Annotated in this window: 28 protein-coding genes and 2 riboswitches; of the genes, 18 read left to right on the top strand and 10 right to left on the bottom strand. The window is 68.0% G+C overall.

The window, feature by feature from the left end; translation table 11 throughout:
- The first annotated feature begins 59 nt into the window (after positions 1-59).
- From FN976_RS01160 to FN976_RS01150, 4 genes are all read left to right on the top strand, one after another.
- A complete protein-coding gene (locus FN976_RS01160; RefSeq protein ID WP_145890148.1) occupies positions 60-785 on the top strand; it encodes a carboxymuconolactone decarboxylase family protein in 726 nt (241 codons plus the stop codon).
- Positions 786-799: 14 nt separating this feature from the next.
- Entirely contained in the window at positions 800-931 is a 132-nt protein-coding gene (locus tag FN976_RS29335; RefSeq protein WP_255440028.1) for a hypothetical protein, read from the top strand.
- Between the two features lie 9 nt (positions 932-940).
- A complete protein-coding gene (locus FN976_RS01155) occupies positions 941-1354 on the top strand; it encodes a cyclophilin-like fold protein (protein WP_145890146.1) in 414 nt (137 codons plus the stop codon).
- 162 nt (positions 1355-1516) lie between these two features.
- The gene (locus tag FN976_RS01150) at positions 1517-1828 is read left to right on the top strand and encodes a KGG domain-containing protein (protein ID WP_145890143.1); all 312 of its coding nucleotides are present in this window, start codon (positions 1517-1519) and stop codon (positions 1826-1828) included.
- Positions 1829-1855: 27 nt separating this feature from the next.
- Here the strand turns inward: FN976_RS01150 and FN976_RS01145 are convergent, their stop codons facing one another.
- Positions 1856-2422 (bottom strand): hypothetical protein, encoded by a 567-nt coding sequence (locus FN976_RS01145; protein WP_255440027.1) that lies wholly within the window; start codon positions 2420-2422, stop codon positions 1856-1858.
- Positions 2419-2931 carry a hypothetical protein gene (locus FN976_RS01140; protein ID WP_145890141.1) on the bottom strand — a complete coding sequence of 171 codons (513 nt, stop codon included), beginning with the start codon at positions 2929-2931 and terminating at the stop codon, positions 2419-2421. The genes FN976_RS01145 and FN976_RS01140 overlap by 4 nt, the downstream gene beginning before the upstream one ends.
- Before the next feature lie 128 nt (positions 2932-3059).
- Between FN976_RS01140 and FN976_RS01135 the strand changes: the two genes are divergently transcribed.
- Entirely contained in the window at positions 3060-4340 is a 1281-nt protein-coding gene (locus tag FN976_RS01135; RefSeq protein ID WP_145890139.1) for an SDR family oxidoreductase, read from the top strand.
- Positions 4341-4343: 3 nt separating this feature from the next.
- Positions 4344-4805, top strand: a complete 462-nt coding sequence (locus tag FN976_RS01130) for a DUF2269 family protein (RefSeq protein ID WP_145890137.1) — start codon at positions 4344-4346, stop codon at positions 4803-4805.
- Between the two features lie 8 nt (positions 4806-4813).
- Here the strand turns inward: FN976_RS01130 and FN976_RS01125 are convergent, their stop codons facing one another.
- Both FN976_RS01125 and FN976_RS01120 read right to left on the bottom strand, forming a co-directional pair.
- Positions 4814-5185 (bottom strand): hypothetical protein, encoded by a 372-nt coding sequence (locus tag FN976_RS01125; protein ID WP_145890134.1) that lies wholly within the window; start codon positions 5183-5185, stop codon positions 4814-4816.
- A 149-nt stretch (positions 5186-5334) separates the two neighbouring features.
- A complete protein-coding gene (locus FN976_RS01120; protein ID WP_145890132.1) occupies positions 5335-5529 on the bottom strand; it encodes a hypothetical protein in 195 nt (64 codons plus the stop codon).
- Between FN976_RS01120 and FN976_RS01115 the strand changes: the two genes are divergently transcribed.
- From FN976_RS01115 to FN976_RS01090, 6 genes are all read left to right on the top strand, one after another.
- Positions 5516-6184 (top strand): DUF4130 domain-containing protein, encoded by a 669-nt coding sequence (locus tag FN976_RS01115; protein ID WP_145890130.1) that lies wholly within the window; start codon positions 5516-5518, stop codon positions 6182-6184. The two genes, FN976_RS01120 and FN976_RS01115, sit on opposite strands and share 14 nt — an antisense overlap.
- Before the next feature lie 25 nt (positions 6185-6209).
- On the top strand, positions 6210-6563 hold the full coding sequence (locus tag FN976_RS01110; RefSeq protein WP_145890128.1) for a hypothetical protein: 354 nt from the start codon (positions 6210-6212) through the stop codon (positions 6561-6563).
- A 371-nt stretch (positions 6564-6934) separates the two neighbouring features.
- Entirely contained in the window at positions 6935-8944 is a 2010-nt protein-coding gene (locus FN976_RS01105; protein WP_186510706.1) for a S9 family peptidase, read from the top strand.
- A gap of 89 nt (positions 8945-9033) precedes the next feature.
- Complete coding sequence (locus FN976_RS01100) at positions 9034-9843, top strand: ferritin-like domain-containing protein (RefSeq protein WP_145890124.1); 810 nt, start codon at positions 9034-9036, stop codon at positions 9841-9843.
- 11 nt (positions 9844-9854) lie between these two features.
- Positions 9855-11027 carry a hypothetical protein gene (locus FN976_RS01095; RefSeq protein WP_145890122.1) on the top strand — a complete coding sequence of 391 codons (1173 nt, stop codon included), beginning with the start codon at positions 9855-9857 and terminating at the stop codon, positions 11025-11027.
- Positions 11024-11227 carry a hypothetical protein gene (locus FN976_RS01090; RefSeq protein WP_145890120.1) on the top strand — a complete coding sequence of 68 codons (204 nt, stop codon included), beginning with the start codon at positions 11024-11026 and terminating at the stop codon, positions 11225-11227. Before FN976_RS01095 ends, FN976_RS01090 begins: the two co-directional genes overlap by 4 nt.
- A gap of 22 nt (positions 11228-11249) precedes the next feature.
- Here the strand turns inward: FN976_RS01090 and FN976_RS01085 are convergent, their stop codons facing one another.
- Positions 11250-12113, bottom strand: a complete 864-nt coding sequence (locus FN976_RS01085; RefSeq protein WP_145890118.1) for a transglutaminase-like domain-containing protein — start codon at positions 12111-12113, stop codon at positions 11250-11252.
- Between the two features lie 210 nt (positions 12114-12323).
- Between FN976_RS01085 and FN976_RS28730 the strand changes: the two genes are divergently transcribed.
- Positions 12324-12731, top strand: a complete 408-nt coding sequence (locus tag FN976_RS28730) for a response regulator (RefSeq protein WP_186510705.1) — start codon at positions 12324-12326, stop codon at positions 12729-12731.
- A gap of 49 nt (positions 12732-12780) precedes the next feature.
- Here the strand turns inward: FN976_RS28730 and FN976_RS01075 are convergent, their stop codons facing one another.
- Positions 12781-14424 (bottom strand): adenylate/guanylate cyclase domain-containing protein, encoded by a 1644-nt coding sequence (locus FN976_RS01075; RefSeq protein ID WP_145890114.1) that lies wholly within the window; start codon positions 14422-14424, stop codon positions 12781-12783.
- Between the two features lie 79 nt (positions 14425-14503).
- A riboswitch (glycine riboswitch) is annotated at positions 14504-14596 on the top strand.
- Positions 14597-14600: 4 nt separating this feature from the next.
- Positions 14601-14699, top strand: a riboswitch (glycine riboswitch).
- 57 nt (positions 14700-14756) lie between these two features.
- Between FN976_RS01075 and FN976_RS01070 the strand changes: the two genes are divergently transcribed.
- Entirely contained in the window at positions 14757-16019 is a 1263-nt protein-coding gene (locus FN976_RS01070; RefSeq protein WP_145890113.1) for a D-amino acid dehydrogenase, read from the top strand.
- Here FN976_RS01070 and FN976_RS01065 read toward each other — a convergent pair.
- Positions 15983-16894, bottom strand: coding sequence for a LysR family transcriptional regulator (locus FN976_RS01065; RefSeq protein WP_145890111.1), 912 nt, complete (start codon positions 16892-16894; stop codon positions 15983-15985). The two genes, FN976_RS01070 and FN976_RS01065, sit on opposite strands and share 37 nt — an antisense overlap.
- A gap of 110 nt (positions 16895-17004) precedes the next feature.
- On the opposite strand from FN976_RS01065, the gene FN976_RS01060 reads away from it, so the two are divergent.
- Together FN976_RS01060 and FN976_RS01055 are read left to right on the top strand one after the other, a co-directional pair.
- Entirely contained in the window at positions 17005-17646 is a 642-nt protein-coding gene (locus FN976_RS01060) for an NAD(P)-dependent oxidoreductase (protein ID WP_145890109.1), read from the top strand.
- 32 nt (positions 17647-17678) lie between these two features.
- Positions 17679-18737 carry an RNA methyltransferase gene (locus FN976_RS01055; RefSeq protein WP_145890107.1) on the top strand — a complete coding sequence of 353 codons (1059 nt, stop codon included), beginning with the start codon at positions 17679-17681 and terminating at the stop codon, positions 18735-18737.
- Here the strand turns inward: FN976_RS01055 and FN976_RS01050 are convergent.
- Positions 18707-19408, bottom strand: coding sequence for a Crp/Fnr family transcriptional regulator (locus FN976_RS01050; RefSeq protein WP_145890105.1), 702 nt, complete (start codon positions 19406-19408; stop codon positions 18707-18709). The two genes, FN976_RS01055 and FN976_RS01050, sit on opposite strands and share 31 nt — an antisense overlap.
- Before the next feature lie 139 nt (positions 19409-19547).
- Positions 19548-20273 carry a Crp/Fnr family transcriptional regulator gene (locus FN976_RS01045; protein ID WP_145890103.1) on the bottom strand — a complete coding sequence of 242 codons (726 nt, stop codon included), beginning with the start codon at positions 20271-20273 and terminating at the stop codon, positions 19548-19550.
- A gap of 158 nt (positions 20274-20431) precedes the next feature.
- Between FN976_RS01045 and FN976_RS01040 the strand changes: the two genes are divergently transcribed.
- Entirely contained in the window at positions 20432-21343 is a 912-nt protein-coding gene (locus FN976_RS01040; RefSeq protein ID WP_145890101.1) for a sensor histidine kinase, read from the top strand.
- 70 nt (positions 21344-21413) lie between these two features.
- Positions 21414-21827: a hypothetical protein gene (locus tag FN976_RS01035; RefSeq protein ID WP_145890099.1), complete on the top strand. Its 414-nt coding sequence runs from the start codon at positions 21414-21416 to the stop codon at positions 21825-21827.
- Between the two features lie 74 nt (positions 21828-21901).
- Here FN976_RS01035 and FN976_RS01030 read toward each other — a convergent pair whose 3' ends face one another.
- On the bottom strand, positions 21902-22936 hold the full coding sequence (locus FN976_RS01030) for an MBL fold metallo-hydrolase (protein ID WP_145890097.1): 1035 nt from the start codon (positions 22934-22936) through the stop codon (positions 21902-21904).
- Between the last annotated feature and the right edge of the window lie 58 nt (positions 22937-22994).

Here is a 22994-nt window from a genome sequence, read left to right as displayed (position 1 = left end):
CAGCGCGGTGACCGGCACGCTGGACGGCAAGAATGTGAACTGGATGGAGAAGGTCAGCGATGAACAGTACAACGCCCGCTAGCGCACTGCGGAACCTGGTGCTTGCCATCGTGACGGCGGGGGCCGCGGCGCTCGCCGCCGCGCAACCCGCGCAAAGCGCGCTTTCCTCGAGGCAACAGGCCATCGCGCCGATCACCGCGGCGACCGCGGTCGGTGACCTGCCGCAATTGAACGCCGCTCTCCACCGCGGCCTCGACGCCGGACTCACCGTGAGCGATGCGAAAGAGATCCTGGTGCAGATGTATGCCTACGCGGGCTTCCCACGCAGCCTCAACGCTCTGGGCGAACTGATGAAGGTCCTCGACGCGCGCAGGCAGCGCGGCATCCAGGACACGCCCGGCCGCGGCCCGGGCCCGGTTCCGACCGGCCAGGCATTGCTCGAGGCCGGCACGGCGAACCAGACGAAGTTGTCAGGTGCGCCTGTGAAGGGCCCGCTGTTCGAGTTCGCGCCCGCCATCGACGAGTATCTCAAGACACATCTGTTCGGCGACATCTTCGCGCGCGACAACCTCGATTGGCAAAGCCGCGAGCTCGCCACCGTGGGTGCGCTCGCGGCGATGACGGGCGTGGAGTCGCAACTGCAATCCCACATCCGCATCAGCATGAACGTCGGGCTGACGGCAGCGCAGCTGCGAGAGCTCGCAGAGGTCCTTGCACGGGCTGGGCAGCCTGAAGCGGCCGGCCGGACGCGCGCGGCACTCGACAAGCATCTGGCAGGCTCATGACACAGGAACTCACCATGCAGATCCAATCACAGGGTGGCACCTTCACCGCATTCGATCCTGGCACGCTCGTCGACATGTGGGCCAGCCTCTCGCTGGCCAGCCTGTTCGCCACGGGTTGCCTGGCCATGCTGCTGGCGCGTTGCTGACGCACAGCCATGAGCAAGCTTGCACGACTCGCGGTGCTCACCGCATTCCTTGTCATCACCGGAACCTCCATGGCCACCGAACGCATCCGCATCTCGTCCCCGTGGGGCGAAGTCACCGCGCGGCTGGACGACAATCCGGCGGCCCGATCGCTCCTGCGGATGCTGCCACTGGACATCCCCATGGACGACCACCTCCGGCAGGAAAAGACGAGCCGTCTTCCCACCCCGCTCGCGGAACACACGCGGACGCTGGACTTCAAGAGCGGCGACCTCGGCGTGTGGGGCAACAACGCATTCGTCATCTACTACACGGATGGCACGGTCCCCTCCCCCGGCATCATCCGCATCGGCCGCGTGGAAGGCAGCGCCGGCATCTTCAACCGGCCCGGCCCGGTGACCGTGAAGGTCGAGCGCATCCGGTAGAGCCTGGACGCTATCGCTCGGAGAGTGCGGGCCCGACCTGTGCGTGAGCCGAATCCGACAGGAGATGCGGTTTCTGCCGACATGACAAGGACACACCGTCGTCCCAAATCAGCTCCGTGGCGCCGGCAGGGGGCTGGCGCCCAACAACTTTCAGGAGTCAAGATGGCATCGAACCAAGGTAACCAGGGCGGCGGCAACCAGGGCGGCAACCAGGGCGGGGGCAGCCAAGGGGGCAATCAAGGGGGCAATCAGGGCGGCAAGTCGGAGCGTGGCTTTGCGTCCATGGATCCGGAACGCCAGCGCGAGATCGCCAGCGAGGGCGGCAAGGCCGCCCATGAGAGCGGCAACGCCCATGAGTTCACCTCGGAAGAAGCGCGCGAAGCCGGCCGCAAGGGCGGCCAGGCCAGCGGCGGTGGCAACCAAGGCGGCAGTCAAGGCGGGAACCAGGGCGGCAACCAGGGCGGCAATCGCTGAGGTCGGCTCATGAGGTGCGCAAGCGCCTCAGTCCATGCGGGCCGTCGCACCTCCAGGGCGCGGCGGCCTTTTCATTGCGGGTCGCGCTCGCCAGCACCGGCGGAATTCTTCGAGCAACGGCAGCACGTTGAGCAAGACGACCGCAACCACGACCCCCACCAGGTACGCCGGCGGCAGCGGCTCGTCTTTCAGCCGCAGGCGCCAGTCCGGGAGACTCGCGTTCATGCCCGCCACGACCACGAGCAGCAACAGCGCCGACAGCGGCAGGATCTCCATCAAGCTGTGAATCATCTGCTCGATCGGGCGGACTTCCCGGCGCGCCACCACGAAACGCAGCTCCGCCCACGTGGTCAGCTCGTGCAGCACGAACAAGAGCCCGAGCAGCAAGAGAATCGCTGCATTGACCTGCAGCAGCAGGACGGCCAGCACGCCGACGCCCATCTGCGCGAACAGCGCAAGGTGGAAGGCCGATTCGCGCACCCCGCTCGTCGTTTCGATCGACGTCCGGCGGTGGCACCACCAATCCGCCAGCCCGGCCGCCACCCAGAGCGGCAGGATCCCGTAGGCCAGCAGCTGGCGGGGCAGGTCCGTCACTCTTCCAGCTGTGGCTCTTGCGGCCGCTGCGGCAGCCGCAACTGCGGCGGGCGGCGCATCAGCCACGCGCCGGCCGCGAGCCCGAGGGCCATGGCGCCGTAAACGCCCACCATCGCGCCGGTCGAGAGCCGGTGTTCGAAGCCCGGCGTCAGGCGCTTCGGTACAACGCAGTAGTCGACGAGGTTCGCCAATGCACTCGTGACGACGGCGCCGGTGACGACGGCTTGCGGCGTCCGCAATGCCGGCCGGCCTTCCGCGGCGGCGGCGTGCAGCGCGGCCCAGAACACCGCGGCGCCATGATGGGTGGCGTAACCGGCCGCGGTGTGCTTCCAGTCGACCGCATCGGTCCTGAGGCTTTCCCGGTCCCACATCCAGTGGCTCACCGCGTTCACGGGGGCGGCCGCCGAGCCGGACTCGCGCCGGCCGGCCATCACCAGGACGACCGAGGACAACAGGCTGCCCATGCTGCCGGCCACGAATGCTTCCTTCAAGACCTGTTTCCAATCCATCGCGTTGCTCCGAGTTGGCGAGTCCCCCAATATCGCCGCGCCACGCAGTGCCCGGCGTAGGCGCGTGCCGACCGATTCGATCGGCTCGCGTCCGCCGCCGGGCAGCCAGTGGCGGCTAGCATGCGGCCATGAGAGTGCTCGTCGCCGGCGCCACGGGTCTGATCGGCCGACGTCTGTGCGCGGCCTTGCTGGACCGTGGCTACAGCGTCATTGGCGCGTCGCGCTCGCCCAACGGGCTGCCGCGCGGTGCCAGCTTTCTCGAGGTCGATTTCTCTTCCGTGCCCCCAGAGGCCTGGTGGACGGAGCGGCTCGCGGGCGTGGAGATCGTCGTCAACGCCGTCGGGATCCTCCGGGCGGGGCGCGGCCAGGATTTCGATGCGCTGCATGCCCGGGCCCCTTGTGAACTGTTCCGCGCCTGCGCCGGCTCCGGTGTGCGGCTGGTCATCCAGATCTCAGCGCTGGGCAGCGATGCGCAGGCTGCGTCGGCCTACCACCTGAGCAAGCGTACGGGCGACGACTGCCTGCGTTCGCTGCCCGTCCCTTCAGTCATCGTTCAACCGTCGCTGGTGTATGCACCGGACGGCCCCAGCGCCACGCTGTTCCAGAGCCTCGCTGCGCTGCCGGCGTTGCCATTGCCCGCCGGCGGGCCGCTCGTGCAGCCAGTGCATGTGGACGACGTGATCGAAGGGCTGCTGCGCCTGGTCGAACAGCCCGGGACGGGAACACGCACCCTCGCCTTCGTCGGTCCGGCTCCGCTGCCGATCGATGGTTACCTGGCCGAACTCCGCCGGGCGATGGATTTCCGCCGGCGCGCCGTGGTGATCCCGGTGCCGCACGGCCTGTGCCTGGCCGCTGGGCGCGCCGCGGGATGGGTCTCCACCGTGATCGACCGGGATGCCGTCGCCATGCTGCTGCGCGGCAACGCGGCGGACGCCGGGGCTTTCACTTCACTGCTAGACCGGCCACCGCGACCGCCCGCCACTTTCATGGATGGGGCCGCGGCACCGGCCGCACGCACGCAAGCCGTTCTGCACTGGTTGCTTCCACCATTGCGCTGGACCATCGCCTTCGTGTGGATCTGGACGGCACTGATGTCCTTCGGGCTCTACCCGATCGAGGGCAGCCTGGCCCTGCTGGACGATTTCGGGCTTTCGGGCCGCCCGGCGATGGCGGCGCTTTTCGCGGGCGCCGCGATCGATCTCGTGCTGGGAATCCTCATTCTGCTGCCGGGTTCGCGCGACCGCGGCTGGCTCTGGGCGGCGCAGTTTGCGGTCATCCTCGGCTACACGCTCATGATCACGGTGCGCATGCCGCACTGGTGGCTGCACCCGTACGGCCCGCTGTCGAAGAACCTGCCCATGCTGGCTGGCATCGCCATGGCCTGGGCCCTGGAAAGCAGGAGGCGCTGACCGGTGGAATACCTGATCGTCAAGTGGCTGCACGTCCTGTCGTCCACCGTGCTGTTCGGCACGGGGATCGGCTCCGCGTTCTACCTGCTGGTGGCGAGCTTGAGCCGCGACGTGCGCTTCACCGCGGGCGTGACGCGCTGGGTGGTGCGCGCCGACTGGATGTTCACCGCGACCACCGCGGTGCTGCAACCGCTGACCGGCCTCTGGCTGGTCCATCTGATGGGCATGCCGCTTGCCACGCGCTGGCTATCGGCCTCGCTCGTCTTGTATGGCATCGCCATCGCCTGCTGGCTCCCCGTGGTGTGGTTGCAGATGCGCCTGCGCGACCTGGCGGCGCAGGGCGTGGCGCAGGGCGAACTGCCGGCCGCCTATTGGCGCTTCTTCAAGGCCTGGGTGGTGCTGGGCATTCCAGCGCTGCTGGCTTTCCTGGCGATCTTCTGGCTGATGATCGCCAAGCCGGGTTGAACGGGAGCTCAGCGCGCGCGGCCCTTGTTTTCGGCCACCCAGAGCGCGGCTTCGCGGGCCCGAACCAGCGCCTCGGCAAGCACCTTCAATGCAGCCTGCACCGCCGGATCCGTGGCGACGGCGCACTGCCCGGCCGCCGTTTCCCACGCGCAGTGGATCAGCTCGGTATGGGTGATCAGCACGTCCGCCCACGGCCCGACCAGCTGGGGCACCGCGTGGCAGTACCTGCCCATGCGGTCGATGGCCGCACTGAGGCGCAGGTACTTCTCCATGTCCAGCCAGTGGGCGATCAATTCCTCCACCTCGGGCAGGTGATCGTCCAGCTCGACGATGAGCCGTGAAGAAATCGCGACGAACGCGGCTCGATCGTGGACTGCCATGGGGCACCTGGTACTGCCCTTGAATTTTAGCGCCGGCCATCGCGCTGAAGCTTGCTGCACGCTGGCTTTTTCCTACGCGCGTGTCGTCATCGTCCGACGAAGGCGGTCCACCGGCCGCAGCGTAACTTGGGACGCGTGGCCAATGTCAGTCACGAACTCTCCAGGAGACCGAAATGGATCAGCAGAACCAACAGCGCGAGCAGCAGCAGCAGCAGCGCAAGTGATGGCTCTGCCATGGCAAAAGGCCGCATCCGCGGCCTTTTCTTTTGTGCGCAAGCTTGTCGCATGGCCGCGCGCAAGGCCACAATGGACGGCAGGAAGTAACTGCAGATGCCGCGACTCATCAGTACGAATTTCGACAGCTTTGCGACTCAAGCCGGTGTGTTGCTGACGGGCGGGGTGCATCCTGCGTCCGTGAGCTGGGACGTCGACCCTGGCTCTGCCGTGCCACCGAATGAGGTGCCCCCCGTCCTTGCTCCCAAGGGCGGTGTGCAGCGCCGCGCCGGGCGTTCAGCGGTGGTCCCCGCCTCGTTCGTGAAGGCGTCCGAGTACGTGGTGCGCCACCGTGACGATGACCGTTTCGACGTGCTGTACCGGCTCCTCTGGCGCTTCGTGCACGAGGCCGCGCATCGCCCCACCCGCGATGACCCGGACATGCACCGGGTCCTGCTCATGGCCCATGCCGTGCGGCGCAACATCCACAAGCTGAAGATGCAGACGAGGTTGCGCGCCATTCCGGAGGCGTCTTTGCCCGGTGGTGCACTGCTGGTCGGCTGGTGCGAACCCGCGCACCGCGTGCTGGAACCGCTCGCGCAATGGCTGGCGAAGCAGCACGCCGGTGCGTGCTGGATGCTGCTGTCTCCCCAGGGCAGCGCTTACTGGGACACGGCACTTCTGCACTATGCCGCCGGCCTCGATGCCGCCCCGGCACGTGACGCGGCCGATGAAGATTGGACGCGCCGCTGGCATGCGCTCTTCCCGCTCGCCGCGGCCAAATGAAATTGCGAAAAAGGAGGATGAGGGCATGTTTCCCAGCCACCAGCACGAGATCGGCGCGATCGCGTTCCAGCTTCTTGCTTCACTGGATGAATACGAAGTCGGCATGGACCAGCTGGTCCACGAGGCATGGGATGGCGCCTTGTACCAGTCCACCACGGACTGCTTCGACCGCATGAGGAACTACGCGGGCGCGATGCCGCGCCTGTCGGCGGCCTGGATCGAACTGCTGATCCGCCGGTTCGAACTGATGGCGCATCTCTGGGAGCGGATGGGCTCCAGCGAACGGACAGATCGCTTCGCGGAACTCAGCCCGAACCACATCGATGCGATTCGAGGGTTGCGCACTCAGGTTCTGCGCTATTTGCCCAAGTCCAGCTAGGGCCTGTTCACACAAATATCTGCGCTCTCGTTCGGACCCTGCGGGGATGCTCGGTGGGTGGGCAAAGGGGGTCAAGACTGGGCGTCTTGACCCCCTTTGCACGCCCGGCGAGGGCCCCGCAGGGCGCCGAACCCTTCGGGCTGCCCCGCATCGGGCCGCATGCCGCGTTGCGGTCACAGGTCAAGCCGTCCAGGCTTGACCCGCGCCCGCGCCTTGCCTGCGGCCCGATGCGGGGCAGCGAGAGCACAGATATTTGTGTGAACAGGCCCTAGCCCGTCGGGCGTCGGACGCGCTGCGTCGTCGGCAGTCGTTCCATTCCTACGAGCTTGCTACATGGCCTGATCCCATGATGGGTGCTAGGAGCCATGAGCATGCAACCATTCACCGTCGACGACCTCTACCTGCACCAGAAAATCAGCGAGATCCATTGCACGGAGGCGCCCACGCTGGCTGCCTGCACCGTGCGTTCGGTGGATCGCGAATCCAACACCTACATCTCCCGCATCTGGGGCTACGCGCTGGACGGCAGCGCAGCGGCCCAGCAGCTCACGCACGGACCGGGCAACGACCAGAGCCCGCGGTGGTCGCCCCAGGGTGACCAGCTGGCCTTCATTTCCGACCGTGGCGGCACCAGCCAGGTGTACCTGCTGCCACGCCACGGCGGGGAAGCGCGCCAGCTCGGCCAGTTCAGTGGCGCCGTGTCCAGCCTGCGCTGGGCGGCCGACGGCAAGACACTGATCGTCGCGGCCGCGGTGCAGGTGGACCCCGATTGGCGCGGCCAGCGCGCGAACGGCCGCGAGCCGGCGCAGCGCAACGAGAGCGCGCCCGAGGTCGCCTGGCGCCTGCCCTACAAGTCCGACGGCATGGGCTACATGCTGGCGCGCGAGATCCATCTCTTCTCACTCGAGGTGGCCACCGGCAAGACCCGCCAGATCACCGACGGGCCCTTCGACGTGATGGCGTTCGGCGTTTCGTTTTCCGGCGACATCGCTTATGTGCGCACGCGCGAGGGCCGCTTCGCCCATCGGACGGATTTGTGGCGTTGCTCCATGGACGGCAGCGGGCAGCGCCGGTTGACCACCAGCCTGGCGATGGTCCTGGAGCCCGTCTGGTCACCCGACGGCAAGTCGATTGCCTTCAGCGGCAGCGAGAAGGAGGGCGATGCGCAGGAGAACCTCTGGCTCGTCGATCCGACCGGCCGGCTGCGCAGGCTGGGTGATGAATCGCTGTGTCTGGCGGATCCGCTGACGCTCTACTGGCACCCGGACGGACAGAGCCTCCTGTTCGCCGAGGCGCACCGCGGGTGCCATCGCATCGTGAAGCTTCGTCTCGACGCCAGGAAGCCGGAAGTGCTGGTCGATGGCGACGTCCAGTTCGGCGCGTTCTGCCCGGCCGGCGCGCGGTATGCGTACACCGCCGAGCACCCTTCGCAGCCCAGCGAGCTGTATGCCTGCGATCCCGATGGTGACAACCAGGTCAAGGTGAGCGACCTCAACCCTTGGTGGCGGGACCGCACGCCCATCCAGGCCGAGGCACGCCAGTTCACAGTGCCCGACGGCAACGGCGGGCAGGAAACCATCGAGGGTTGGCTGCTGCGGGCCGAAGGTCGCAGCGGCCCCTATCCGCTGCTCAATGACGTGCATGGCGGCCCGGCCGCCTATGCCCTGCTGGACTTCGACACCAACGTCTTCTGGCAGGTGCTGTGCTCGCGCGGCTGGGCCGTGCTGGCCCTGAATGCCGTCGGCTCCGCGAGCTATGGCCGCGAATTCTGCGACCGCCTGCAGGGGCGCTGGGGCACGCTCGACCTGCCCCAGCACCTGGCCGCCATCGAACAACTCCGCCGTGACGGCATCTGCGACGACCGCGTCACCATTTCAGGGAAGTCGTACGGCGGCTACCTGAGCGGCTGGGCCATCGGGCACACCAACCTGTTCCGGGCCGCAGTCGTGATGGCCCCCGTCGGCAACATCGAAACGCACTACGGCACCTCCGATGGCGGCTACTACGCGGACCCGCTCTACATGGGGACGCCGGAGCAATTCGACCGGGAACTGGCGCGCAAGCTCTCCCCCATGTTCTCGATCGAAAAGGCGCGCACGCCCACGCTGTTCGTGCAGGGCAAGGAGGACGAACGCTGCCCGAAGTGCCAATCCGAGGAGCTGTTCGTGAGCCTGCTGTGCGCAGGCGACACGCCCACGGAGCTCATCCTCTACCCCGGCGAGGGCCATACCTTCCTGGGCGAAGGCAAGCCGTCCGTGCGCGCGGATGCGGCGCAGCGCATCGTGGACTGGCTGCAGAAGCACGTGGGCCAGCCGGTCCCGCCTTCCGACCTCAACGTCATCGAGGACGAGCAGGCGCCACTGACATCGGTGTCCGCCTAGTCCTACGCGGCGAGTACAGGGGCGCGGGTATGTTTTTCATGCCGTGCCCCGCGCCGCGCCACCCCACAACCGAATCTCAAGGAAGCCACATGGAAGCCACCACCACGGGAATGAACCGCACCGGATCGAAGATGTCGCCTCTCGGCACCAAGGCCATGGTCGATGCGGCGAACCAGCTGTCGCCTCCCCAGCCGATCGACACGGCCGGGATGGAAGCCGAGCGCATCAACTACATCCACGCCGCGGACTCGGTGGGTTCGATCCCGCCACCAGGCTCGGTCAAAGGCACGCTGAAGATGGGCATTGCCAAGATGAAGGGAGGGCAACCCACCATCCTGATGGACAAGCTCGGGGAACGCATCGCCTTCGAGCGCGGCGGCACGCGCCTCTATGACGCGCTGCTCGCGAAGTACAACGCGTTGCAGGACGACGGCCAGGACCTGCTGCCGCCGGCCGAAGAGGCCATGGGCGCGCTGGCGGGCGACGCGGCCTCGCTGGCCCCGGTGCAGGGCGAATCGCCCGCCCAGACCCTGCTGCGCATCCGGAACGAGGAAATGCAGCACTTCAAGATGCTGGCGGCCGAGATGGAACGCATGGGCGGCGACCCGACGGCCATGACGCCGTGCGCCGACGTCACGGCGACGTCGACGATGGGCCTCATGCAGGTCGTCACCGATCCGCGCACCACCCTCGCGCAATGCTTCAACGCCATGCTCACGGCGGAACTCACGGACAACGCGGGCTTCGAGCTGCTGATCATGCTGGCCGAAGACGCCGGCGAAAGCGAACTCGCGGGCAAGCTGCTGGGCGCGTTCACGCAGGAGCAGGAACACCTGGCCGTCATCAAGGGCTGGCTCGCCGCCCTGGTCACCCGCGCCGCCGGCACCGAAACCGTTTGAGGAGAAACCGAATGACCATCAACCTCCTGCAGGACAAGGGCGTCCCGCTGGCCAGGCAGCAGATGACCTGGAAAGACATGGTCGGCAAGCCGATCAGCAAGCTCGACGATGACGCGTTCACGCGCGTGCGCATCATCCTCATGAACGGGGTCGAACTCGATTCCCTGCGGACCAAGCAGGTGGCGATCCGCCAGAACCTGGAGGCGCGGGTGCCGCTGGCGCAGCTGATGCGCATCGAGCAGCACCAGGCGACCGCGATCAACTGGCTGATCAGCGCGGATCACTCGCCGATCGAAACGACCATCGGCTACGAGCAGACCGCCATCGAGGTCACGGCCTCGGTCGCGCAGCTCGAGCCCGACAAATACCTGGCCCAGGGCTACCGGTACGCGCTGCTCGAGGACTTCGACCACCTGTACCGCTATAGCGCGCTGCTGGACCGGCTGGAAGGCAAGGACGCGAACAACATCACGCAGGGCTATACCGACATCGTCCCCGCGCGCGCCACGCTGTTCCACCATCGCGCGCCGGAGCACGAGCTGCTGGAGCCGTACGGCCCCGATGCCGTGCTCGCCACCAAGCTGCACGCGCTCACGCTCACGGGCGGCGAATACCAGACGCACGACTACTACATGAACATCGGCCCGGTGTTCGCCGACCCGCTGGCGCGGCAGCTCTATGCGGAGATCGCCTCGGTGGAATCGCAGCACATCCAGCACTACGGCTCGATGCTGAACCCGAACGAGACGCTGCTGGAGAAGCTGCTGGTCTGCGAAGCCTGCGAAGTCTGGAACTACGCCGGCTGCATGGAGCAGGAAACGAACCCGCGCGTCAAGGCGATCTGGGAGCGCTTCCTGGACTACGAGCTCGGGCACTTCCAGGTCGCGCTGCAGCTGTTCAAGGACGTGGAGCGGCGCGATCCGCAGGAGGTCCTGGGCACCGGTGCGCTGCCGCCCTTCATCCAGTTCAAGAGCCAGCGCGATTTCGTCCGCCGCGTCGTCGAAACCGAAACGCAGCTGCGCAAGGACGGCACGAAGTTCGTCGACGAGGCGCAGGAAGGCAAGTCCTCCCTCGACTACCGCGCCGCGATCAACGCCGCGGGTTCGCCTTCGGAAACCGTGTCGGCCACCTACAGCTGGATGCCGGGGACCGAGCTGATGCGCGAAACCGAGAAGGCGCTATGACGGCCACGCCCAATCCTTCGGACACGGGCAACGACGACGCCTCGGGCGAGCCCGTGGGCAATCGCGGCGACGGGAACGCCGCGCCTGCCACGGGCTTGGATACGCGCAACGGCGACCGGGGCGATGCGTCGGGCCGGAACCTCGAGCAGATGGAACAGGCGCGCGGCAAGCCCGGCGACGGCGAAGGGCCGGCGCGCTGACGCGGCCGCGCCTGCGTTGCTTTCAGGAGGCCGTCGACAGCGCCTGTGCGCAGTGCGACGGCCACTCGAACTCGACGCCGGGTTGCGCGATCCGGGTCGAGATGACGGGCGCCAGCGATGTCACCGCGCCGAAGATCGTGGCGAAGGCGACGTCCGCTGCGTCCCGGCCCGTGCCGAAGCGCACGAACCCCATCGGAATGCCGGTGCCTGAGGCATCGAAGATGTACCAGCGCCCGCTCAGGTAGACCTCGACATAGGCGTGGAAGTCCGGTGGGCCGAGCGCCGGGTCCGCGCCGAAGTCGGTGCCGGTCGCCATGCGCGCCGGGATGTTGACGGCGCGGCACAACGCGATCATGAGGTGCGCGAAATCGCGGCAAACGCCCACCTGCTCGATCAGCGTATCGACCGCGGATGTGTTGCTGTTGCTCGTGTTCGAGGTGAACGCCACATGGCGCTGCACCCACTGCTGGATCGCCAGGACGCGCCCATGGCCCTGCCACAGGCTGCCGAATTCATTGAACGCCAGTTTCAACAGGCGGTCGGACTGGCAGTAGCGGCTCGGATAGATGTACTGCATGGCTTCGAGCGGCAGGAAGCGGACCGGCACCTCCTGCAGGCTGCCGTGGTCCGCCCGGTAATGCTCGATGTCGATCGTGGCCGAATAGCTGACGTGCAGCGGACCGGGTTCGGCATGCAGCCGCATGTAGCGCGACGACGTGGCGGGGTCCGTGGCGACGTCGTGCGCGATCGGCTGGCTCAGGACCAGCTTTTCGACGCGGACGAACTGGTGCGGTGTGTGCGCCGCATGGATGTTGAAGATGAAGTCGGCGCCGTTGGGGTCGCTCACCGTGTAGTCGAGGTCGACCTGGAGTTCGATCCTGACCATCAACGGGCTCCCCGGGCATGTGCGCTGTCTGACAATTTCATGACGTGTCTCTGTGAAGGGTGGATGACTGCGCGTGAAAGCATTGTGGGCCCTCCGCGGTCACCTTGGGGTTCCATACAGCCGAACGCGGTTCGTGCCTACATGACGGAGGCCTCCTCGTGCGTAAAAACGGATCAGCGCAACATTTCTACAAGCACGGAGACATCGGAGATGAGAGTGGTCCTGGTGGAAGACGATCGGGCGATGCAGCAAGAGCTCGCGCGGACGGTCTCCGCCCTGTCCGGCGGACGGGTCGTGCTGGTGTCCGAGGCGGCCCGCCCGGCGATCGAATGGCTGGCCGAGCACCCGGACGGATGGGACCTGGCGATCGTCGACATGTTCCTGAAGGAAGGGCATGGGTTCGACGTGCTGCGCCAATGCCGGCGCGCCATGGCGCTGCCGCACCAGAAGGCCGTGATGCTTTCCAACTACGCGCGCGACCAGGTGGGCCGTTACGCCCACGCCCTCGGCGCCGACCGCTTCTTCGACAAGTCCTTCGACCTCGACGAACTCGTCGCCTATTGCAAGTCGCTGAGCGCCGAACTCGCGGGCCGCGGACGGGAAGGCGCGCCGTCCTGACATCGGCGCGGCGCCGGTCTGGCTTGCGACAGCGATGGTGGTGCGGCGGCTACGGCCGTTTCCAGCGGCCGGTGACCTCGGCGCCGCCGTCCCACCGGCCCGTGCCGGCCAGCGTGCCGTCGCGCAACGCGCCGACCAGGTGCGCGTCCGTCGGAGTGCCGTTCTTCGTCCAGCTCGACGCCGTGACGCGCAGCGCGCCGTCCGGGGCCAGCGTGCCGCGCACCGTCGCGGCTTTCTGCGCGTTCTCGCTCACCCAGCTGCCCTCGACGGCACCGTTGCGCACCCGCAGCGGGACCGCCCAGCACTGCGCCGGCTTGATCCAGGGATGGCACATTTGCCCGATGTAGTCACCGTCGTGCCGTCCCGCGCCTGACTTTGCGTCCTGGGGCGTGGCAACGGCAGTGGATGCCTGCTTGAAGGTGCCGTCGATGGTGGCCCGGTCGCCCCATTGCCCCGAGACGGTCATGGCACCGTCGGCAACGCGCCCGGTGAGGGTCCCGTGCATCGACTGGTCCTTGCGCGACCAGCCCTGCAGGTTCAGGGCGACGGCGCCGGCGGCATCGAGGCGGCCTCTTGCGGTCGAAGTGGGGCCCGCACGGCTGGGCCAGCTGCCTTCGACGGCACCGTCCCTCACGGTCAGTTCCACGGGCCAGCAGTTGGGCGCCCGGTTGGCGAACTGGTTGCACAGGCGGCCGGCATAGACGCCGTCGAAACGGTTCGCTGCGGGCCGGGCCGGGGCGGGGAGCGGCGCTGCTGCGGCAGCGGATGGCGCGACCTGCTTCTTCGCCGCCTCGGTGAGGGCCTTCTTCTCGTTTTCGAGGGCCTTGCGGTCCTGCTCGACGCGCGCCCGCTCATCCTGCGCGCGGCGCATCGCCTCGTCCGCCGCCTGCTTCTGCGCCTGGTGCTGCGCCTCGCGCTTGGCATCCTCGGCGGCACGTTGCGCCTGCCGCGTGGCTTGCGTCTGCGCCGCGAGTTGCGCGGTCAGCTGCGCCGCCACGCGCGCCTGCTCGTCGCGCGCGGCTTCGGCCTGGCGATAGTTCCAGTAGCCGGCGCCGCCGGCGAGCGCCACGCCGAGCGCGACCGCGGCCGCGATCATCGGGTTGCGGCTTCGGGCGGAGCGGGTCACCGGCACGCCGCCCTCATGGAGGGTGAAGGTCCGGACCGGGTTGGCGATGTTCTTGTACTTCTGCTCGCCCAGCGCCTTGAACGAGAGGGAAAGCTTGTTCTGGATCTGGTCGTGCACCGTGCCCGAGATGCAGATGCCGCCCGGCTCGGTGGCGGTCTGGATGCGCGCGGCCACGTTGACGCCGTCGCCCAGCAGGTCGCCGCCCTGCACGATGACGTCGCCCAGGTTGATGCCCATGCGGAACTGCATGCGCTCCTCGGGCGCGAGGCGCTCGTTGCGTGACCGCAGCGCCGCCTGGATGTCCGTGGCGCAGCGCACCGCCTCCACCGCGCTCGCAAACTCGACCAGCAGCGCGTCGCCCGCGGTATTGAAGATGCGGCCGCGATACTGGCGCACCAGCGACTCGAAGACTTCGCGGTGGCCCCGGAAGACACGCACCGTGCGCTCCTCGTTGGCCCCCATCAGCTGGCTGTAGCCGGCCACGTCGGCACACAGGATGGTCGCGAGGCGGCGCTCGATGACCGAGTCGTCCCGTGGCATGCCCTCACTCGAAGTGTCGCTGCTCATGGATGCTCTCCTCCAGCTCCCAGTCTACAATCGCGGTGTGGAGCCTGCCAAGGCGCCACATTGCGCCCGGCTCCTGGCCGGCGCGGGATCGGGAGAGTCCCGGCCGCTGCGGCCGGGCGCCGAAGGAGCAACCGCCCCGGAATCTCTCAGGCAAAAGGACCGGTCTCGCGAGCGATCTCTGAAGAGCGTCGGGTGGCATCGCCGGCCCGTCGCACCGAAGGAGCAAGCGGCAACGGCGTCGAGCCGTCCGTGAATCTCTCAGGTCCAGCACAGAGGGGGTGGCCGTACACGGGCGTGTGCGGTCCAACCCTTCGGCGGTGCGGAGACTTCTCATGCAAACGATCGCAGTCATCGGCGGCGGCATTGCCGGCGTCACGACAGCCTATGCCCTGGTGCGGCGCGGATTCAGCGTCAGCCTGTTCGAACGGCATCCCTATGCCGCCATGGAGACCTCCTTCGCCAACGGCGGCCAGCTCTCGGCCAGCAACGCCGAAGTGTGGAACCACCCCTCGACCATCGCCAAGGGGCTGAAGTGGATGCTGCGCGGGGATGCGCCGCTGCTGGTGAACCCCAAGCCCAGCTGGCACAAGCTCTCGTGGTTCGCGGAGTTCATCGCCGCCATGCCGCGCTACGAGGACAACACGATCCGCACGGCGCGGCTCGCCATCGCCGCGCGCGACCACATGTTCTCCTGGGCCGCCACGGAAGGCATCGAGTTCGACCTGAAGCGCGCAGGCATCCTGCACATCTACCGCAGCAAGGCGGCTTTCGACCATGCGGCGGCGGTGAGCCAGCTGCTGGCGCGAGGGGGACTGGAGCGGCGCGCCGTCACGCCCTCGGAGATGCGGCAGATCGAGCCGACGCTGTCCGGCAATTTCTACGGCGGATTCTTCACCGAAAGCGATTCGACCGGCGACATCCACCTGTTCACGCAGGGCCTGGCCCAGGCCGCCGCGCGGCGTGGGGTGGAATTCCACTACGGTGCGGAGGTGACGCAGCTGCGCACCGGCGGCCAGCGTGTTCACCTGCGCCTGGGGCACGGCGACGCGCAGCAGGCGTTCAGTTTCGACGCCGTCGTGGTCAGCGGCGGCACCGCGAGCCGAGCGATGGCGGCTGCGCTGGGCGACCGCGTGAACGTGTATCCCGTCAAGGGCTATTCCATCACGGTCAATCTGGCCGACGAGGCCAGCCGCGCTGCCGCGCCGCAGGTCAGCCTGCTGGATGACGAGACCAAGCTCGTGACCAGCCGCCTCGGGCCCGATCGCTTCCGCGTCGCCGGCACGGCGGAATTCAACGGCTTCAACCGCGACATCCGCGCCGACCGGATCCGGCCGCTGGTGGATTGGGTGCGGCAGTGCTTCCCCGGCGTGAGCACGCGCAGCGTGGTGCCCTGGGCGGGCCTGCGGCCGATGATGCCGGACATGCTGCCGCGCGTGGGGCGCGGCCGTGCGCCTGGCGTCTTCTACAACACGGGGCACGGCCACCTGGGATGGACGCTGAGCGCGGGAACGGCCGAACTGCTGGCGGACGTTGTCAGTGCGGCGGCTTCGCCGCGCGCTCAGGCGCCGCGCCCTGCTTTCAACCAGTCCGCATAGAAGTCGACGAAGGCCCGCGCTTTCGTGGACATGCGGGCGCCCGGTGGGACGACCGCGTGCACCCCGCCGCGCGGCAGCGACCAGTTCGGCAGCAGCCGAACCAGGGCACCGGAGCGCAGCGGCGCCTCCGTGGTGAATTCATCCATCACCGAGACGCCGCAGCCCTGCACCAGCAGGGCTCGCAGCGTGGAGGCGGCGTCCGTGCGCATCCGGCCGGCGACGCGCACGGTGCGCACCTGGCCGGCGGCCGAGGTGAATTTCCAGGTCAGAGGGGTGGGCAGCAGCATGAGCGCGACCCAGTCATGCTTGACCAGGTCGGCGGGCTGCCGGATGGGAGGCGCCCGCCGCAAGTAGGCCGGTGACGCCACCACATGCTGTTCGAAGGTGGTGAGCCGGGTCGCGCGCAGGCTGGAATCGCGCAGCCAGCCCATGCGCACAGAGACGTCGATGCCTTCCTTCAGCATGTCGACCACGCGGTCGCTGGTCCGCAGGTCGACCTCCAGCCGCGGGTGCGCGGCGGCGAAGGCCGCGACCGCCGGCGCCAGCGTCTGCGCCGCGTACTCCACGGCCGCACTGATGCGCAGCGTCCCGTGCAGTTCGCCGCCGCCGGCCATCTGCGCCAGGCTCTCCTGCACACCGCGCAGGGCCGGGACGCATTGCGCATAGAGACCCTGCCCTGCTTCCGTCAGGACCACCCGGCGCGTAGTGCGCGAAAAGAGCTGCGTCCCCAGCTGCGCCTCCAGCCGGCTGACGGCCAGGCTGACCTTGGCTTTCGCCACGTCGAGCCGGTCCGCCGCGGCGGTGAAGCTGCCTGTTTCGGCGACCGCGGCGAACAGCAGCAGGGCGTTGAGGTCGGGCTCCCGGACAGCGGGCATGGATGCGATTGGTCTGGATTTCTAAACAATCAATTGTGTCATGCCTTCTTTATCGCAACGATCGAAGGACGCACAGTTGATGCATCAACAACCCACCAGGACCTTTCGACATGAAAAAGATCGCCCTCATCGGTGCCAGCGGCTTCATCGGCTCGGCACTCCGCCAGGAAGCGCTGGCGCGCGGCCACAAGGTGACCGCGCTGGTCAGCCAGCCGGGCAAGCTCGCTGCCGCCCCGGGCCTCACAGTCGAAGGCGTGGACGTCAACGACACTGGCGCCCTGGCCTCGGCCCTGGAAGGGCACGATGCCGTGCTCAGCGCTTTCAGCGGCCATGCCCAGGGCGACGTGCTCGCCTACTACCTGCAAGGCTTCCGCTCCATCGTCGCCGCGACGCGCAAGGCACGTGTGCCCCGGTTGCTGGTGGTTGGCGGGGCCGGCAGCCTGGAGGTGGCGCCCGGTGTGCAGCTGCTGGACACGCCCCAATTCCCGGCCGCCTACAAGCCGACGGCTGAAGGCGCGCGCCTGGCTCTGAACCTGCTGCGCGAGCAGAGCGAGCTGGACTGGACCATGCTCAGCCCGAGCGCCATCATCGCGCCCGGCGAACGCACCGGGAAGTTCCGCCTGGGCGGTGACCAGTTGCTGACCGACCAGGACGGCAACAGCAAGGTTTCGGTGGAAGATTACGCCGTGGCGTTCCTCGACGAGTTGGAGAAGCCGGCGCATTCGCGGCAGCGGTTCACCGTCGGCTATTGAGGCCCGGCTCCCGGGAGTGCAACAATCCCGGAGTGCAGATCGCCCACCTGAGAGAACGCCTCCGTGCCGCCGGCGCGGGGCCCAGCCATGAGCAGCGTGTGCTGCGCCTGTGGGCGCAGGCGCTGCCGCAGACCAGCGGCAAGCGCCGGCCGCAGGACTTCCTGCCCGCGACCCTGCTGGCGGCGCTGCCCCGCATCGAATCCGAACTGGCGCGGATTGCCCGCCTGCAGTCCGTGCACCCCGCCGCCGACGGCGCCGAGCGACTGCTCGTCGCCCTGGCGGACGGCCAGACCGTCGAAAGCGTCCTGCTGCCGCGCGATGGCGTGTGCATCTCGTCGCAGGTGGGCTGCGCCGTGGGCTGCGTGTTCTGCATGACCGGCCAGGGCGGCCTGGTGCGCCAGCTGGCCAGTGCGGAGATGGTGGCCCAGGTGGTGCTGGCCAGACAGCGCCGCCCCGTGAAGAAGGTCGTGTTCATGGGCATGGGCGAGCCCGCGCACAACCTCGACAACGTCGTGGAAGCCATCGACCTGCTGGGCACCGCCGGCGGCATCGCGCACAAGAACCTGGTGTTCTCCACGGTGGGGGATCCGCGGGTGTTCGAGCGGCTGCCGCAGGGCCGCGTCAAGCCGGCACTGGCGCTCTCTTTGCACACCACGCGCGCCGACCTGCGCGAGAAGCTGCTGCCGCGCGCGCCGCGCATGTCGCCACAGGAACTCGTGGACGCCGCCGAAGGCTACGGCCGCGCCACGGGCTACCCGGTGCAGTACCAGTGGGCCTTGCTGGAAGGCATCAACGACAGCGACGACGAGATCGAAGGCATCGTGCAGTTGCTGAAGGGCAAGTACGGCGTGCTGAACATGATCCCGTACAACACCGTCGACGGCCTCCCGTACCGCCGGCCAACCTGGGAACGTGCCGCCGAAATCGCCCGCACCCTGCACCGGCGCGGCGTGCTCACCAAGCTGCGGCAGTCGGCGGGGCAGGACGTGGATGGCGGCTGCGGGCAGTTGCGGGCGCGCGCGCTGGGCGTCCCAGCAGCCCAGCCCGCAACCCGGCCCGTCTACCCGGCGGGCCGCATCGCCGACTTGTAAGAGGCCACGTCGGCAGCGTAGCAACTGCAGGCCGACTGCTCCAGCAGCGGCCGGTCGAGCACGGTGATCAGGCCGCGCTCATAACGGATGGCACCCGTGCGCTGCAATGCACCGGCGGCTTCCGTGACACCGGCCCGCCGCACGCCCAGCATGTACGACAGGTATTCATGGGTGGCGTGGAACTGCGCGGCCTCGGCCCGGTCCTGCGTCATCAGCAGCCACCGCGCAAGCCGTGGCGCGAGCAGGTGGAAGCGCAGGCAGGGCGCGGCGATGGAAAACTGCACCATCAGCGTGGCCATGTAGCGCATCAGCACGGAACGGAGCAAGCCACCGCCCCCGACTGCCTTCTGGAAGGCCACAGCCGGCATTCGTTCCGCCACGCCCGCGCCTTGCACGAGCACGACCCACGGCGCGCTCGGCACGCCCAGCACCAGTTGCGTGCCGACATAGCCTTCGCGCCCCACCATGCCGATTTCGACCTTGGGCGTGTCCGGCTGCCTGGAGATGAGCGACAGGTAGCCACTGCGCGGGAAGTAGACCTGCCGGGTGTTGTCGCCCGGTTGGTAGATCTCGGTCCCGGACACAAGCTCGACGGTGTCGCAAAGCGCGAGGATCGACTTCTGTTCTGCGCGGGGCAAGCGGGCCAGCAGGGCATTCTTCGGCGTGGACAAGGATTCTCCGAACATCGCGGGAGGAAAGCTGGCGAAGCCGGAACCCGGCGCCGCGACCGCCATGCTTCCCGAGCCACCGCAGCGGTTGCCAGTGTTCGTCCGTTTCGCCGGCTCGTCTGCCCGCCAGCGCACACAGCGCCTACAAGACGTCTTCGACCCGGGGCGGAAGCAGCCGCTCGTATTCCTTCTTGACCACCGCATAGCACTCGCAGGTGAGCCGCTCCAGGCCGGGCCGGTCCAGCACCTCGATCTGGCCACGCTTGTAGCGGATCACGCCCGCCGTCTGCAGTTTCACGGCCGCATCGGTCACGCCTCCGCGGCGCACCCCCAGCATGTTGGCGATCAGCTCCTGCGTCATCGACACGACGTTCCCGTCCAAGGCGTCGAGGCTCAGCAGCAACCACCGGCACAACTGTTGCTCCAGTGCGTGGTGCCGGTTGCACACCGCCGTCTGCGCCATCTGCGTGAGCAGCGCCTGCGCGTACCGCAGCAGCAACTGCATCACTTCGGTGTCCGTCATGAACTCCGCATACAACTCGTCGCCACGCATGCAATAGCCACCGCCGGCGCCCTGCACGACGGCGCGGCTGGGGGTGGAGTTGCCGCCCATGAAGAGCGAGACCCCAACGACGCCTTCCTTGCCGACGACGGCGATCTCGGCCGACGCGCCGTCCTGCATCACGTACAGCAATGACACGATGGCATTGGTCGGAAAGTAGACGTGCGACATCTGGACACCCGACTCATAGAGCACCTCGCCCAACGGCATGTCGAAGCGCTGCAACTTGGGGAGCCAGCGCTCGTAGATGGCTGGCGGCAAGGCCGCGAGCAGGCGATTCTTGCGGGGGTCGTTGTTGGATTGCATGGAGTGGTTGTGAGTATGCGCCGCAACCCCCGCTTCTGCGCGGTGGCGTACACGGGCCCGGTCCAGGTCTGATGGAACATTCGGCCCGCTATGCACGGTTCCGGACAGACGCGCCCGTTGGTGCTCGCGTAGGATCTGTCTGACAGGATCAGGAAAAGATGAACACGCTGGCACCTCTCGTGACTCTCCGGCCCGCGATGGCGGCGCCCGAGGAGTTGGCGCGCCTCAACGGGGCGTTGCAGGTGATCCTGGGGAGCCTGGCGCACGAGTTGCGCAACCCGCTCGCCCCCATCCTGACCGCCGCCGCGATCCTGCGGCGAGGCGAACTGAGCCCCGAGAAGCTGCGCGCCATCGGCGCCCTGATCGAGCGCCAGGCCACGCACATGACGGCGTTGCTGACCGACTTGCTGGATAGTTCGCGGATCGACCAGGGGTTGGTCGCACTTTGCCGGCAGGAGGTGGACCTGCACGCGGTGCTGGCCCATGCGGTGGAGCAGGCGAGACCCCTGATGGAGGCCCGGGCGCAACGCTTCACCCTGCACGCGCCTGCCGGCGCGCTATGCCTGGACGGGGACGCGCACCGCTTGGTGCAGGTCTTCGCCAATCTCCTCAACAACGCGGCGAAGTACACCCCGGAGGGCGGCCAGATCACGCTCACGGTGGAAGCCACAGGTACCGAGGCCGTCGTCCGCGTGAGGGACACCGGCATCGGCATGAGCAAGGAACTGTTGCCGCACGTCTTCGAGATGTTCACTCAGGGGGAACGTTCGGCGGACCGGCACATGGGCGGTCTCGGGCTGGGCCTGTCGATCGTGAACAACCTGGTCGCGTTGCACGGCGGCACGGTGCGCGCCTCCAGCGCGGGTCTGGGCCAGGGCAGCGAGATCACGGTCACCTTCCCCCTGCTCGATCACTCGGCATCGCATGCCCAGACCCGTGAAGCCGGCGCCATGGCGCCCGAGTCCGCGCAGGACCACGACGGCCGGTGCCTGTGCTCCTCTCGCACCGGCGAACGAGCACCTGGCGCTGCACCGGACCGGCAAACAGACCGGCTCGGGCCCCAGCGTTGATCGGCAGGCTGAGGCCACCGTGTGACTTTTTTGGGCCTGGCGTCCGTGCCCGCAATGGTAGATTCGCCGGATGCCGCTATCGCAACACGTGGAGAGCTACCGGTTCTGGGACATCGTGCAGCTCTGGTCGCAGGAACAGCTCGCGCACGAGTATGTCGTCGCCCGGGCCATGGCCAGGGGTGTGCTGCGGGACGGCCTGCGGGTTCAAAGCGTGGATCCGCGCTGGACCAACCCCGGCACCTTCGAGCTGCGCGGGGCGCCCCTGGTCGGCTTCGTGGCGCGGGACGGCGTGCTGCCGGTCTTCATTCGCGCCGCGGCATTGGCTCATCTCCGGCAGATCGTGGAGCGCGGCGGGCAACCTGACCCGTCACTTCTCCATGAGGAGTTCGTGACGAAGCAGGACTTCGGTGCATGGCTCGCCCGCGAGCACCTGCCGGTGCCGACGTTCTGGTTCGCCGTCGGCAGGCCCGAAACCGTTTCCTGATCGACGCCGCCGATCGCAACCACGCGGCGAAAGCTGTGCCGTGCTGATCGTGTGTTCCACCGGGCGAGGCAAGCTCAGGCGCGCTGGTACCAGGCGACGCCGTTCTCGACCCGCCGGGTCGCTTCCCCGCTTTGCACCAGGTAGTTCAGGCAAGCCAGGCTCTCCCCCGTCGCCATCCCCAGCAGGCTCGCATCCGCCTCGGTGATCGGCCGCTTGAACAGCGATTCGAAGACATCCATCACCCGCCGTGGCTCGGCCAGGCGCTCGCGCAAGCGGTCCAGCGAGACCACCTGGTCATCATGCAGTTGCTGCAGCCTGAAATGCAAGCCGTGGAAGCAGCCACCGTGCGCGGGCAGCACCAGCACGTCGTCCGGAACACGCTCGCGCAGCTTGGCGAGCGACGCCAGCCAGTCGGCCATCGGGTTCGCTTCCGGCTCCATCGGCTGCACCGACACGTTGGACGAGATGCGCGGCAGCACCTGGTCGCCGGAGATCAGCAGCTTCAGGTCGCGGCAATACAGGCTCGCGTGTTCGGGCGAGTGGCCATTGCCGGTCACCACTTCCCAGTCGTGCTCGCCGATGCGGACCATGCCGCCGTCCTCCAGCCGCTTGTACGTGGCCGGCAACGCGTGGATGTGCTTGCCGAAGCCGCCGAAACGCGCGCGGTATTTGTCGATGGACGCGGGGCTCCAGCCGGCCTCGGCGTAGAACCGCAACGCCTCCGCGGGCGCCTCGCGGCCGGTGTCCGCCGCGACGACGCGGCACGTCATGTATTCCAGCCGGGTGATCCACAGCTGGACGCCGAACTTGCGCGTGAACCAGCCGGCCATGCCGATGTGGTCGGGGTGCATGTGCGTCACGATCACGCGCCGTACCGGCTGGTCCAGCGGCGCCTGCTGCAGCAACTGGCCCCAGCTGGCCAGGCTTTCCTCGGTGCTGATGCCGGTGTCCACCAGCGTCCAGCCGTCGCCGTCTGCCAGGCCCCAGACGTTGATGTGGTTGAGCCGGAACGGCAGGCCCAGGCGGATCCAGTGCACCCCGGGAGCGACCTCGGTGAAGGTGCCGGGCTCGGGCGTGGCGAAGGGGTAGGTGAGTTCGGTGTGCAGCATGCGTCTTCGTATTGGACACCATCCGGCGGCGAGGGGAGCGCCTGGGCCGCGCGGACAA

Origin of the sequence: Caenimonas sedimenti (assembly GCF_007833165.1) — a bacterium.
In the GTDB taxonomy this organism is placed as follows: Bacteria; Pseudomonadota; Gammaproteobacteria; order Burkholderiales; family Burkholderiaceae_C; genus Ramlibacter; species Ramlibacter sedimenti.
This window is presented reverse-complemented; position numbering and strand designations above follow the sequence as displayed.